At 69.1% G+C, this 13,232-nt stretch carries 9 protein-coding genes; 3 read left to right on the top strand and 6 right to left on the bottom strand.

Annotation, left to right across the window (positions count from 1 at the left end):
* Positions 1 to 85: 85 nt before the first annotated feature.
* Entirely contained in the window at positions 86 to 1,090 is a 1,005-nt protein-coding gene (locus RVX_RS07485; protein WP_116305373.1) for an esterase/lipase family protein, read from the top strand.
* On the opposite strand, the gene RVX_RS07480 is transcribed toward RVX_RS07485, so the two are convergent.
* Positions 1,075 to 2,223 (bottom strand): glycosyltransferase, encoded by a 1,149-nt coding sequence (locus RVX_RS07480; RefSeq protein ID WP_116305372.1) that lies wholly within the window; start codon positions 2,221 to 2,223, stop codon positions 1,075 to 1,077. The genes RVX_RS07485 and RVX_RS07480 overlap by 16 nt on opposite strands.
* Positions 2,220 to 4,070 carry a glycosyltransferase family 4 protein gene (locus tag RVX_RS07475; RefSeq protein WP_116306445.1) on the bottom strand — a complete coding sequence of 617 codons (1,851 nt, stop codon included), beginning with the start codon at positions 4,068 to 4,070 and terminating at the stop codon, positions 2,220 to 2,222. Before RVX_RS07475 ends, RVX_RS07480 begins: the two co-directional genes overlap by 4 nt.
* Positions 4,071 to 4,410: 340 nt before the next feature.
* Here RVX_RS07475 and RVX_RS07470 point away from each other — a divergent pair, with 340 nt between their 5' ends.
* On the top strand, positions 4,411 to 5,907 hold the full coding sequence (locus RVX_RS07470; protein WP_116305371.1) for a GGDEF domain-containing protein: 1,497 nt from the start codon (positions 4,411 to 4,413) through the stop codon (positions 5,905 to 5,907).
* 200 nt (positions 5,908 to 6,107) lie between these two features.
* Here the strand turns inward: RVX_RS07470 and RVX_RS07465 are convergent, their stop codons facing one another.
* Positions 6,108 to 6,614 (bottom strand): C-GCAxxG-C-C family protein, encoded by a 507-nt coding sequence (locus RVX_RS07465; RefSeq protein WP_116305370.1) that lies wholly within the window; start codon positions 6,612 to 6,614, stop codon positions 6,108 to 6,110.
* Positions 6,615 to 6,774: 160 nt separating this feature from the next.
* Here RVX_RS07465 and RVX_RS07460 point away from each other — a divergent pair, with 160 nt between their 5' ends.
* Complete coding sequence (locus tag RVX_RS07460; protein WP_116305369.1) at positions 6,775 to 8,856, top strand: LysR family transcriptional regulator; 2,082 nt, start codon at positions 6,775 to 6,777, stop codon at positions 8,854 to 8,856.
* 135 nt (positions 8,857 to 8,991) lie between these two features.
* Here the strand turns inward: RVX_RS07460 and RVX_RS07455 are convergent, their stop codons facing one another.
* From RVX_RS07455 to xsc, 3 genes are all read right to left on the bottom strand, one after another.
* Positions 8,992 to 9,822 (bottom strand): GntR family transcriptional regulator, encoded by an 831-nt coding sequence (locus RVX_RS07455; RefSeq protein WP_230404467.1) that lies wholly within the window; start codon positions 9,820 to 9,822, stop codon positions 8,992 to 8,994.
* Positions 9,823 to 10,021: 199 nt separating this feature from the next.
* Positions 10,022 to 10,864, bottom strand: coding sequence for a phosphonoacetaldehyde hydrolase (gene phnX / locus RVX_RS07450; RefSeq protein WP_116306443.1), 843 nt, complete (start codon positions 10,862 to 10,864; stop codon positions 10,022 to 10,024).
* Positions 10,865 to 11,194: 330 nt separating this feature from the next.
* Positions 11,195 to 12,937 (bottom strand): sulfoacetaldehyde acetyltransferase, encoded by a 1,743-nt coding sequence (gene xsc, locus RVX_RS07445; RefSeq protein WP_007522069.1) that lies wholly within the window; start codon positions 12,935 to 12,937, stop codon positions 11,195 to 11,197.
* Between the last annotated feature and the right edge of the window lie 295 nt (positions 12,938 to 13,232).

The following is a 13,232-nucleotide window of genomic DNA, read 5'->3' as shown; positions in this document are numbered from 1 at the left end:
GGCTACTCTCACCGCGTCAAGACAACCCGGCGCGGCGGCGGGCGCATGCCCCCCCGCGCCGCATTCCGCCCGAAGAGGCCCGTGCATGTCCTACCTGCTTGCGCCGCTGTGCATCGCCCTTGCGGTGGCCGCGGTCAGCTACCTGCTGTTCTTCCGCGCCGCCCGCCGCGACGCCGCCCCCACGCCCCCCGCCTCGCTGGTGTTGCGGGGCGTGGCCTACAGCGTGGCCGGGGTGTTGCTGGCCCTGGCGTTCTACCCGCTGGCCCCCTGGTTTCGGCGGCGCTGCCGCCCCCGTCCGTTTCCCTGCCCGCCCGCGCCGGATCAATCGCCCGTCACGCCTCCTGTCTTGTTGGTCCACGGCCTGTACCACAACGTCACGGCATGGACCCTGTACCGCCGCTGGCTGCGCGCGGCCGGGTTCACGCGGGTGTACTGCCACGGCTATTCCAGTTGGCGTACCGATTTCGGGCTGCTGGTGGACGAACTGGACGAGGCGGTGCGCGACCTGGTGGCCGCGCACCCCGGCGAAAAGCCCCTGCTCATGGGGCACAGCCTGGGCGGGCTGCTCATCCGGGGCTGGCTGGCCGACGCCGCCAACCAGCAACTGGTGAGCGGGGCGGTAACCCTGGGCACGCCGCACCAGGGCAGCAGCCTGGCCCGGCTGGGCGCGGGCAGCCTGGCGCGCAGCCTGACCTTCCGGGGCGCGCTGATCCGCAACCTGGAAGCCTGCGAGGCCCCGGCCGAAGTGGGCTGCGTGGCCCTGTACTCACCCATCGACAACATGGTGGTGCCGCAGGAAGGGCTGCACGTGACCACGCCCGGCTGGACCCTGCGCACGTCCCCGGCCGTGAGCCACATCTGGATGCTCTGGGACCGCAACACGGCCCGGCTCGCCATTGATGCGCTGCGCGAACTGGCGCACGGCCGCGCCCATGCCGAGCGGGAATGCACGGCGACCATCCCCGATACGCCAGACGCGCCAGAGGCGCCAGGCGCTGCGGCATGTGGCAGGAATGCGGAAGGGGGCCGGGACGCCGACGAGACGGAACGCGCCCGCGTCCGGCAAGATGCCGACTACAGCCGGGCGTAAACCTTCAGGTAGTCTTCCACCATCCTGTCCACGGTGAAACGGGCGCGCCACGCCTCCTGCCCTGCCCTGCCCAGGGTGCGGGCCAGCCGAGGGCGTTCCAGAAGCCCAGCCACCGAAGCGGCCAGGCCGCCCCAATCGCCTTCGTCGGCCAGGGCACCGGTCACGCCGTCCTCCACCTGTTCCGGCAGCCCGCCCACGCGGAACGAACACACCGGCACCCCGGCCGCCATAGCCTCCAGCACCACCAGCGCATGGTTGTCGGCCAGCGTGGGATAGACGAACACGTCCGCCGCAGCCAGCAGGGTGTCCAGCATGGCGCGGCCCACGTAGGGCCAGCGCAGCAGGTCGCCGTCGCGCTCGGTCACGTCGCCGCCCACCATCAGCCCCACCGCGGCGGGCACGGCGCGCTTCACCTCGTTCCACAGGGCCAACCAGCGGTGCCCGCCCTTGAGCATGGCCTGCTCGCCGCCGTGCGCCACGAAGATGGCCACCCGCGCGTCGGGCGCTATGCCCAGCGCGGCGCGGGCCTCATGCGGCGGGGGGCCGCCCGCCGCCTCCACCCCGTTGGGGACCACGACGCACGGCATATCCGGAAACCGGGCGCGCACCATGCGCGCCAGCCAGCCCGAGGGGCTGACCAGCAGCGGGGCGGCGGCCACAAGGGCCCGCGCCCGGCTGTCCTGCAACGAGGCAGCGCCGGGGTAGCCGCGCGGGCACGGCGTGGGGCAGCCCGTGCCCCAGCCGTCGCAATCGATGGGATACACACACCCGCCCGCGAGCAGTGAGCAGTCATGCACGGTGACGATGAGCGGCACAGGCTGGCCGCCCTGCCCCGCTGCCGCGACGGAGTGCAGGCAGGCCGTCCAGTCCAGCGTGGAATGCAGGTGCAGGGGCATGCCGGGCAGCAGGCAGCCGCCCACCCCGGCGGCGGGGACGACCCCCTGCGCGCACCCTCCGCCAGCGTCGTCGCCGCCAGCGTCGTTGCAGGCGTCGCAGTCCAGGATTTCGCAGGTATGGTGCACCACCACCCCACGCCGGACAAGGCCGCGCGCCAGCATGCGGGCCACGCGCGTGGCCCCGCCCCGGTCGGAAAGCAGGGTATGGAAGTGCAGCGCGGCCGGGGGGGTGGTCATGGCGTTGTCCCGTCTTGTCCGTTTGCCCCGTTTGGCCCGACGTGCCCGTTTGACGAGCCCAAGCCGGACCCGGCCCGTTCCAGCAGGTCCTGCTTCAGCGCCCACAGCAACAGGAAGGTGGCCGCCTCGCGAGCCAAGCCCTCGCCCGTCAGCATGTCCAGCAGCTGCCCGGCCGGTGCAGGGCGCCGCGCGGCGAACAGCATCCGTTGCAGCAGGACCGGGGGTACCTGCCGGTCCACGCCTGCGTACAGCACGGGAAATTCCTGCTTGCGGTACACGGCCTCACCCGCGCGGGTCCAGCGCAAGGCCATGTCGCGGTCGAGCAGCGTGGAGGGATACGCCCCGAACACCTCGGCGTAGGGCATGTGCAGCGGGTGGACGGCCTCGCGCAGTTCGCGCAGGGCCTCCGCGTCGGCACCGGCATCGACGTCGCCGTGCGCGCCGTCTTCGCCGCCGGATACGACGTATCCGCCATGGCCGCCAGGCGCGGGCTGCCGCCACAACGCCTCCCACAGGTCCAGCCAGCGGGCCGCCACGCCGTCCCAGGTGAATTCGGCCAGCACCCGCGCCCGCGCGGCGGCCCCCATGCGGGCGCGCAGGGCCGCGTCGGTGGCCAGGCGGGCCAGGGCGTCGGCCAGTGCGGGCACGTCCACCACGGTCTGCTGGGCCAGCAGCAGGTGGTACTGGCTGTCGAAGAAGACCGGGGCCAACATGTCCACGTCGGGCGTGGCCACGGGGGCCAGCGTGGGCACGGTGAACCCGGTTTCGCCGTGCACCACGATGTCGCGGTAGCCGTCGTAGTCGGAAACGACGGCGGGCAACCCGGCGGCCCCGGCTTCCACGAGGGTGAGGCCAAAGGTCTCCTGCATGTTGTCCACCGGCGAGACGAAGATGTCCGCCGCGGCGAACAGCGCGGCCCGCTCGGCGTCGCCGGGCGAAGGAACCACCCGGATGCGGATGCCCAGCCGCCCGGCAAGCTCGGTGATGCGCGCCGGGGTTTCGTCGCCGGGCTTCACGAACCCGGCCACCACCAGCAGGTAGCCGCCCCGGGGCAGGCCCAGGCCCTCGGTGCGCTGCAGGGCGCGCAGCAGGGGCAGCAGGTCCATCTTGGAATAGTGGGCGATGCGCGCGAAAACCAGCAGCACCGGTTCTTCGGCCACGCCAAGCCGCTGGCGCATGCCGGTGCGCAGGGCGGATTTTCGGGGCGTGCCGTCACCGGACGCAGCACCGGTTGCTGCACCGGTTGCTGCACCGGACGCGGCGTTCAGGAAATTCGCGTCCACACCAAGGGGTATGCGCTCGACATGCGGCGCGGGGTGGGTTTCCTCGTCCAGCCCGTAGACGCGGCGCAGGTGCTCGAACATGCGCAGCACCACCGTTTGCCCGGCGGTGGAGGTGGCCACCACGGCGTCGCGCGCCGTGGTGCCCGGCCACAGATGCGCCAGAAACCGTGCGGGATAGCGGGCGTAGCTGAGCGAATGGGTGACCCCGGTGACCGGGAACAGCACCGGAGCGTGCGCGTTGCGCAGCCGGGCCACATGAGGCTGGTCCGTCACGCTGTCGGACAGGTGGAAGCAGTGGTAGGGCTTGCGCGCCAGCATCCACGCCAGTTCGTTGCGGGTGGTCACCCTGAATCCGTTGCGCGAGACGATGGAGGGAAACTCCTCGCGCAGGCGGACTTCCGTGGCCCTGGCCACGTCGTGGCCCGGCAGGAAGAAATGGTACTCCGGAAAGGGGTCGGCGCGCAGCAGCGCCCGCAGAAAGCCCGCATTGGCCACGGGCCGTCCCATGATGTCGCCGGTTTCAAGAAAGGGGTGCAGGGTGCCCCAGGCGCGCTTGGTGCTCATGGTGCAGCAAAGACACAACTTGTCGAGGCTGTCAAACCAACCGGAAACATCGGGCACGCCGCCCCGCGCGGCAGGCGCGCCCCTCGTGCCCTTGCGCATCCACCCTGCGCTCTCCCGCCGCATCCCGCTTACGCCGGGCAGGCGGCAAACCTTGCCGTCGCGCCGTGTTGCGGTGCATCCACACCGCGCCAAAGGCCACATGGACCACTTCTTGCTTGTTCCGCGTGCAAGCGTCGTGCTTTCGACGCCTGCCCGGCGTTTCGCAACAGGGGAGCCCGAAACGCCGACACAGACGGACACCGACCGTATGCCGCACACCCCTGGGGGGGGAGACCGGACCATGAAGAAGACACAACAGCACACCATGTGGACCATGGGCCTTTCAGAGGCCGCGGCGGGGTTGCTGGCCGCGCACGCGGGCAGCGACTACCGCATCATCGCCCTGCCTCCGGGACACGCGCCGTCGGCCCTTGAAATGGAGCGCGACGACCCGTGCCTGTTCTGGCTCACGTCCGAAGCGTGGAACGCCATCGCCAGCCAGCGCGAAGGCAAGTCGCAGCACCTCGACCTTGTCCCGCGCGTGCTGGTGCTGGAGCCCGGCTACTCGCGCGACGAGATAGAACGGGCGCTGGACAGCAGCTTCACCGACGTCATCAAGCCGCCGCTCACCCGGGCCCGCGTGCTGGACGTGCTGCGCCGCGCCGTGGAAACGCGCAACCTCTACCACGACATCCTGCGCATGACGCGCGAGATTTTTCTCGAACGGGAAATGCTGGCCCGCAAGAACGACACCCTGTCGTTCCTGGTCACCTTTCTTACCCGGGCCACGGAAAGCCTGGACCCGGCCGACATCCTGGGCAAGGTGCGCGAAGACCTCGCGCTGCTGCTGCCCGTATCGGCCGTGCACGGCATCTTCTGGCCGCCGGTGGCCGATGGTGGCGCGCTGGAGGCGGAGCTGTTCGTGGCCACCTCGCCCGACTGCCCGGTGAACGTGGAATGGGTGGATCTGCTGCTGGAATCGGCCCGTCGCCTGGGCAACGCGCCGGTGGCGGGCTACCGCGTCACCCACGTGCCGGGCATGGCGGAGGTGGTCGACGCCACCGGCTGTGCCGTGGAGCCCCCATCGGGCCCCCTGCCCGGCAGGGTGATCCTGATGCCGTTGCGCGCCGGGACCGAAGCCATGGGGGCGCTGGCCATCCTGACCGACGGCAGCCAGTCGCTGGGCAAGGATCAGGCACAGGCGCTGGATTCCGCCATGAAACACCTGGCGCTGGCGTTGAAGAACGCCATGATCTACCGCGAGGTGAAGCTGCAGGCCGACCACGACGCCCTGACCCGGCTGCACAACCGGCGCAGCCTGGACGAGCGGCTGCGCACCGAGTTCGAGCGGCACCGCCGCTACGGGCACTCCATGAGCCTGCTGCTGCTGGACCTGGACCACTTCAAGGCCATCAACGACACGTACGGCCACCAGGCGGGCGATGCCGTACTGCGCGAACTGGCCGACGTGCTGCGCCACGGCATCCGCGCCACCGACTTCGCGGCCCGCTACGGCGGCGAGGAATTCGTGGTCATCCTGCCGCATACCGAAGAGGCGCAAGGCCACATGCTGGCCGAACGGCTGCGCCACCGCATCGAGCAATGCCGGGTGACGCACCACGGCGTGCAGCTTTCGGCCACGGTGAGCATAGGCGTGGCGGGCTTTCGCCCCGGCGCGTTCGCCAACGTGGAGGAACTGGTGCGCGAGGCCGACCGGGCGCTGTACCTGGCCAAGGCCAACGGCCGCAATGTGGTGTGCACCATGTCCGGCTGCGAAGACGCCGAGGCTACCGGCTAGCCGGGCAAGTGACTGTCGAAACGATGCGGGGCGCTCCTTTCCGAGCGCCCCGCTTGCGTTCGGCCATCGCCCTCTGCCGCGCTGCCCGTCTGCGCGGCAGGGTCACGTGCGCACAGCGCATACACGACGGCGCAGTGCGCCAAAGATCGAATGTCCCGAATCAAGGAGCTCCTGAATCTCCGGCCCGATCAGTCCGCCTGTCACCCTTGCCGACGGGGGGTTTCCGGCAACCGGGAGGCAGAGCACCCGCAGGCGCAACCGCCGGGACCATCACAGGCGGTCGCTTCACCTTCCGCCTCCAGCAACCGGGCGGCCACGCGCCCCGCCACCGTGGCCGTGAACCGGATGCAGGCCGCCATGCCCTGCTGCTCGCCAAAGGCATGCAGGAGATCGGCGCACCGCGTGCTGCCGCAGGTCGCAAGGGCGTCATTGCGCACTGCCCGCGCCACCTCGGCGGCCGTATCCCAATCGGCCCCGGCGCGGTCACGCCCGTGCAACGCCCCCACGGCCAGCACGCCACCCGCGACGGCCCCGCACATCTCCTCCTTGCACCGCCCAACGCCGCCGCCAAAGGCGGTGGCCAGTCGCGCCTGTTCCGGCGCGTGATGGCCGAACGCCTCGGTGACGACAAGAAATACCGACTCGGCACAATTGAATCCGGCCTCGAAACGTTCCCGCACCTTGCGTTCGATCACGCTGATATCCATGGATATGCCTCCTGCTTCAGGGTGTTGCCGACAGGTCCGGGCCACCCGGATGCCCCGCTCGACAGTATCTAAAGCGCTGCATACGCATTGCTCAAAATCGAATCCAACGATACGTTTCGATGCGGGTAATCGCGGTTTCCGAACGATAACGAGGACGGCCATGGAGCTTCGCGATCTGAGGACCTTTGCGGCAGTGGCGCGCCTGCTCAGCTTCCACCGCGCGGCGGCGGAACTGAACGCGGCGCAGTCCACGGTTTCCGCGCGCATCGCCGCGCTGGAGACGGAACTGGGCGTCCGGCTGTTCGAACGGCTGGGCCGCCGCGTGGCGCTGACCGACGCCGGTGAACGGCTGGTGCAGTACGCGGCCAAGCTCATCGACGTGGAGGACGAAGCGCGCGCCTGGGTCACCGGCGAATCGCGCCTGCGCGGCCTGCTCACCGTGCGGGTGCCGGAATCGCTGTGCGCCTACCGCCTGCCCCCGGTCATCGCGGCGTTCCGCCGCCGCCACCCGGAAGTGGCCCTGCACCTGACGGCCTGTACCCTGAACGGACTGGAAAAGGACCTGCGCCAGGGCATAACCGACCTCGCCTTTGTCATGACCGACAGCGTGCGCGGCGGCGACCTGGTGGTGGAGGCCCTGGGCGTGGAGCCGCTGGTGCTGGTGGCGGCGCCGCATCACCCGCTGGCGGGCCGCGAAACATTGTCCGCGCGCGACCTGCACGGCGCGACGCTGGTGCTTTCCACTGCGGACTGCTCGTACCGCGCGGTGATCGAGGATGCCCTGGCCGCCGAAGGGGTGCAGCTTGCGGCGGGGCTGGAATTTTCAAGCGCGGCGGCCCTGCGCGGCTGCGTGGCATCTGGCGTGGGGGTGACCCTGCTGCCCGGCGTTGCCGTGCGCGACGAACTGCGCGCAGGCAACCTGCGCGCGCTGGCGTGGACGGACCAGCCCTTTGAAACCGCCGTGCTCATGGTGCGCCACAAGGGCAAGTGGGTATCGCCCTACATGGACACGTTCATGGAACTGTGCCGCGCCGCCTACGCCGACACGGCCGGGGAGGGAGCGAGGGCCAGCGGAGCCTGGAATTTTCCGTGCCCCATGGCCGACGTGGCCACCATCCTCGTGCCGACCGATGCAGCACGGGACGCCGCACCCGCAGCCTGTTGCGGGAATGGCGAACGCCCGGCCGTACCCGGCGAGGCCGAAAGTTTTTCCGCCGAGGCCGAAGACAACACGCCGACCGCGACCAACCACGCGCCCGAGGCCATGATCGTGCCGGATGTCCATCCATCGCCCCCTGCGGACGCCGCCCCCATGGCCGGGGACGACGACCAGGCCCCGGCGGATGCGGAATTGGCCGCCGCCAAAGACAACGCGAAACACGGCGGTGATGAATCCCTTGCCCCCGGCGTCCGGGAAGACATCCGGCAAGACGCGCGGGAAGACATCCGGGCAGACGACGCTCGGGACGACAACTGGGACTACCCGGAAACCGAGTATTCCGAAGATATCGCCCCTGCCGCCTTCACCGACCCGGATGCGGACATGATGGCCTCCGCGCCGGACATGTTCCTCCCGGACATGTTCGACCCGCACGCGTCTGGCCCGGACACGTCTGGCCCGGACACGTCTGGCCCTGACACGTCTGGCCCTGGCGACACGCCCTTCGAAGCGTCCGACATGGGACCGGAAACGGTCTGGGGCAACGCCATGGACATGGAACCGGAATTCGATCCGGGCATGTCTCATGCCGGGCCGGACCATATGACGGACGGCGGAATGGATGCCGACGCGGGCAGCGTGCCTCCATACCAGCACGAGGACCCGGCGTTCGATGCCTCACCGCTTGAACACCCGGCCGCAGCGCCCGACGCCGGGAATGAAGCCGCACTCCATGCCCTTTCGCAGGCCGCGCCTGAAATCGAGCCCGGCAGGGGGCCGTCCGCCGGGCTGCCCGACGCGCCCTCCGCCCCCTCCGCGCTGGCGGAAGAACGCCACCCCTCGTTGTGGGACACGCCGGAACAGGAAACCGGCGAGCCGGAACCGCCCGCGTTCCCCCCGGCAACTTCTGGAAACAGCCCCGCAGAGGTTCTCACCGACGCCCCGGCCCCTGCTCCAGAACAGCCTCAGGACCAGTCCGACGCACCCCCGGCTGCGCCGACCGGACGCCCCGCCGCCCATCGCACGCCGGACCCCGCGCCCGAGTCGGCGCAATGGCTGTCGCTGCTGCCCCCCAAACGCTGACATCCCCTGCCCATCGCCCGCCAAACGTCCGTCAAACGGATTCATGGCGGCGCACGCGAAAAAGGCCGGAACTCCCACGGAGCACGGCCTTTTTCGCGTGCGTTTTCCCCTGCCCGCAGGCATGGCGGGACACGGTCAGCCTTCCGTCTGCCCAGCCTTGCCTTCCGAGCCTGCCCCGCCGTTTCCGGCGGGGTCCACCAGCGCTCCGGCAAGGGGAACCTGCCCCGCCTTGCCGTCCTTGTCGTACACGTAGCCGCCAATGGCGCAGCGGAAGCGGTACTTGTCGCCCCGATGCAGGGCGCGGCTGAATTCCACGGCTCGCCCCGTATCGGCGTAGACCACGCTCTCCACCCAGATGCACGGACAATTATCGCCGATCTTCAGGTATTTGCGCTCGCTCTCGGTGGGCATCACCGCACCCAGTTCCTGCCGCGAATGCAACAGGCGCATGCCGTAGTCCTCGTGCAGCACCTTGTAGAGCACGGTGTCCAGCTTCTTTTCCAGAAAGCCGGGCACCAGGTCGGTGGGCAGGATGGAACGCTCCAGCACCAGCGGCACGCCGCTGGCCAGCATCAGCCGGTACAGGAAGATCACCGGCTGGGTCACGGCGATGTTCAGGTGGGCGGCCACCTCGGCGTCGGCGAACTCGATGCCCGCCGCGATGGTCCGGTAATGCGGCTCAAGCCCGGCGCTGATGATGTCATCGTAATAGGTGGTGATGCTTTCGAGCGAACGGGTGAGCACCGGGCTTTTCTCGGAAAGCAGAAAGGTGCCCTTGCTGCGCTTGCGCACCAGCATGTGGTCGTTGACCAGCTTGTCGATGGCCTGCCGCACCGTCATGCGATGCACGCCGAACATGGCGGCCAGCTCGTTCTCGTTGGGGATCTTGTCCCCTGGCTGGTACACCTTGTTGCGTATCTGCTCGGAAAGCCATTCGTAAATGACGAGATACTTGGATTTGCCCATACCCTTCCCATGGCCGCGCGCGGTGCGCCACCGCACCGGCACGCGTTTCCCCTTCGTTCTCCCCGTCCCGAGGGCGGACCGGCCCACGACCGCCCCTGCCGGAGGCAAAAACCCGCACCATCGGGCCACGCCCGCGTACCACGGACGCGCGTGGCAGACCAGCCCCCGCTGAACATTCCGCCCAGCTTCGCGGGCGGCATCAGCCCGGATACGGCGACTCGCCCCGGGCAAGGCGCGCCTCGATGGCCTCGATGACGGCAAAGCAGTCAGCGATGGAATCCACCACGTAATGCGCCCCGGCATCGCGCAGCCGCGCCCCGGCGGATGCCGCCAGAACAGCCAGGCGTTCCGGGTCCATGGCCGCAGCGTCCGCCTCGGAAAGGCCCACGTCGTTGCCGGTGCGCACCACGCCCACGGTCCACATGCCCGCGTTGCGGCCTTCGTGCACGTCGGCCACGGTGTCGCCGATCTTGACCATGGATTCCATGGGGTGCACCCCCAGCCGCATGGCGTTCAGGTAGCACATCCACGGGTACGGTCTGCCCGTCGGCACCTCGGAGGCGTGCACCACCACGTCGGGGCTGTAGCCCTGACGGGCCGCCTCCGGCGCCAGCACCGCCATCATTGGGCCGGTGTAGCCGGTGCACGAACCAAGGCCCATGCCCCGGCCGCGCACGCGGCCCACGAATTCCGCAAGGCCGGGCACCGGCGCGGCATGGGCGGCGATGGTTTGCAGCATCAGCGGCTCCACGTCGCGGTACACGGCGTCCACGTCCGCCTCGCCGGGCGCGCGGCCATGCGCGGCGCGCCAGCGGGCCGCCACGGAGTCCATGCCCAGCATGCGGCGCACATGCTCGCGCTTTTCGCTGCCCATGGGCTCGCGCGCCTCGGCCACGCTCACCTCCACGCCATGCAGGGCGAAGGCCCGGACGAACACGGCGGCGGGGCCAAGGCAGCCGTGGTCAACGGCCGTGCCCGCCCAGTCCAGCACCACGGCCCGCACCGGGCCCTGGTACACGCGGGTGCGAAGAAAGGGATTCATGTTCACCTGCCCATGTATGGTGGGGACGCGCCCAATGGCGTGCCCCGGCGTGTGCCAGGCCGAAGCCGTGGCTGCCAGGCGCACGCCGGACTACATTTCCTGCTCCTGCACGCAAACCGCCCCCCGAAAGGGAACAGCCGCCGGACCCTGCCGCCCCCCTGCAAGGGGGCGGCAGGCGCCGCACGTGCGGGGGCAAGCCCCCGTGTTTCCGTCTTGCTTCCAAAAGGCGCGGGCGGCGCGCCCGTTCCGTGCATCAGCCATGACCTGTCCGGGTTCACTCTCGTGCACCATCGGGCGCGCCGCCCTTGCCGTATCGCAGTTTGGCGGCGGCTACTTGGGGAAGTGCCGCTTGTCCAGGTGGTCATACTTGGGCAGGTGCCGCGTGGGCAGCGCCAGGGCGTCACGCCGGAACGGCGGGGCCAGGCGCGTGCCGTCGGTCATGATCTCGATGACCGAGGGCTTGCGGCTCTTGCGGGCGGCGTCCAGTGCGTCGGCCAGGTCGGCCTGGGTGTTCACCTTGTAGCCCACCGCGCCCATGGCTTCCGCGATGGCCGCATACGAGTTGGACCAGATGTCCGCGCCCACGAAGCGGTTGTTGTAGAAGTCCACCTGGTTCTTCTTTTCCGCGCACCATGCCCCGTTGTTGTACACGGTGGCGATGACCGGCAGGTTGTACTGCACGGCGGTGGGCACCTCGAACAGGCTCATGCCCCACGCGCCGTCACCCACGATGGCCACCACGGCGTCCTCGGGGCAGGCAAGCTGCGCGCCCAGGCCCGCCTGATAGGCGAACCCGGTGTTGCCGAAGGTCAGCGTGGCCACCGAACGCTTGGCGTTGCGGAAGCGCAGGTAGCTGTTGGCCGTGGACGAGGTGTTGCCGATGTCGGTGGTGGCGATGGCGTTGTGCGCGGTGACGAAGCGGCCCACCACCTCCAGCGCCTTGCGCGGGTGCATGCGGCCTTCCTGCACCGGTTCGTCGGCGATGGCGGCGATTTCCTTGTACCAGTCCTCCAGTTCGGCCTTGACCATGGCGTACACGGCATCGTCGCGCTTGGGATTGGGAATGGCCTCGCGGACGCGGGCCAGCAGTTCCACGGCGGCGTCCTTTGCGTCGGCGCACAGGCCCACGGCCACGGGGTGGGTCTTGGCGATGTGGCGGGGGTTGATGTCGATCTGGACGATCTTGGCGGTCTTGGGGAAGTAGTTGATGTCGTACTGGGGCAGCGTGCCGAAGTAGGACAGCCGGGTGCCGATGGCCAGGATGACGTCGGCCTGCTGCAGGATGCGCATGGCCGCCTTGGAGCCCATGTACCCGATGGGGCCGGTCCACAGCGGATGGTCGCAGGGAAAGGCGTCGTTGTGCAGGTAGGTGCAGGCCACAGGGGCGTTGAGGTGCTCGGCCAGGGCCTTTACCGTTTCCAGCGCGCCGGAATCGACCACGCCACGCCCGGAGACGATGACCGGCCGCTTGGCGGCCTTCAGCACTTCCACTGCGTCGCGGAACTGTTCCGGATTGCCGATGCCGCCGGGGGCCACCCGGTACTGCGAAGGGGCCAGGATGTCCTCGTCCAGTTCGCCGTAGAAGAAGTCGCGCGGGATATCCACCAGCACCGGTCCGCGTTCGGCGTAGGCGATGCGGAAGGCCGTGCGCAGGATGTCGGCCGCGCGCTTGGGGTGCGGCACGCGGAGTGACGCTTTCGTGATCGGCTTGAACATGTTCCAAGTATCACATTCCTGAAAGCCGTCCCAACCCACGGAAATGCTGCCAGCACTGGGCGAAATAAGCACCATGGGCGTGTGGGCCATGTTGGCCGTGGCCACCGCCGTGGCGTAGTTGGTGATGCCAGGCCCGTTCTGGCCGATGCAAACGCCTGCCCTGCCGGTCATTCTTGTGAAGGCGTCCTCCATGTGGCCCGCCGTCTGTTCGTGCCGCACCGATATGAAATCGATGCCCGCCGCCGGGAACAGGTCCAGCAGGTCCATGAAAGCGGAGCCGAGAATGCCGCTGACATGGGTGACGCCTTCCTGCACCAGCACTTCCGCCATTGCTTCACTGGGGGTCATCTTGGGCATGTCGAAGCCTCCTCAGAGGGGTATGCCGCGCTGTCATTTCATGATGTTGCGTGGCGTTGAGGTTATTTTACGGCAGGTTCCCGCCCGTCGCAAAAAACGCTTGACAAAAAAATAGCAAAGTCTCATCGCTATGTCTAGACAAAGCGAAAAAAGAAGGCGGAAGGCCTTCACGGATTTTCGCAGATTTCCCCGGATTTACTGGAGGACCGCCCGGAACGCCGACAATTGACGGATCACATCCGCATCATTCCCGCCCGGAGGTTGCTCCCCGCGGTCCGCATCACGGAAGGCATCA

The organism is Nitratidesulfovibrio sp. HK-II, from assembly GCF_003402415.2.
In the GTDB taxonomy this organism is placed as follows: Bacteria; Desulfobacterota; Desulfovibrionia; order Desulfovibrionales; family Desulfovibrionaceae; genus Cupidesulfovibrio.
Note: the sequence above shows the minus strand (reverse complement) of the source record. Positions and strands in the feature narration are given on the sequence as shown.

Bases quoted from the DNA above. Each gene is read 5' to 3' on its own strand.
- RVX_RS07485 (WP_116305373.1), top strand. From the start codon at position 86: ATGTCCTACCTGCTTGCGCCGCTGTGCATCGCCCTTGCGGTGGCCGCG.
- RVX_RS07480 (WP_116305372.1), bottom strand. From the start codon at position 2,223: ATGACCACCCCCCCGGCCGCGCTGCACTTCCATACCCTGCTTTCCGAC.
- RVX_RS07475 (WP_116306445.1), bottom strand. From the start codon at position 4,070: ATGAGCACCAAGCGCGCCTGGGGCACCCTGCACCCCTTTCTTGAAACC.
- RVX_RS07470 (WP_116305371.1), top strand. From the start codon at position 4,411: ATGAAGAAGACACAACAGCACACCATGTGGACCATGGGCCTTTCAGAG.
- RVX_RS07465 (WP_116305370.1), bottom strand. From the start codon at position 6,614: ATGGATATCAGCGTGATCGAACGCAAGGTGCGGGAACGTTTCGAGGCC.
- RVX_RS07460 (WP_116305369.1), top strand. From the start codon at position 6,775: ATGGAGCTTCGCGATCTGAGGACCTTTGCGGCAGTGGCGCGCCTGCTC.
- RVX_RS07455 (WP_230404467.1), bottom strand. From the start codon at position 9,822: ATGGGCAAATCCAAGTATCTCGTCATTTACGAATGGCTTTCCGAGCAG.
- phnX (WP_116306443.1), bottom strand. From the start codon at position 10,864: ATGAATCCCTTTCTTCGCACCCGCGTGTACCAGGGCCCGGTGCGGGCC.
- xsc (WP_007522069.1), bottom strand. From the start codon at position 12,937: ATGCCCAAGATGACCCCCAGTGAAGCAATGGCGGAAGTGCTGGTGCAG.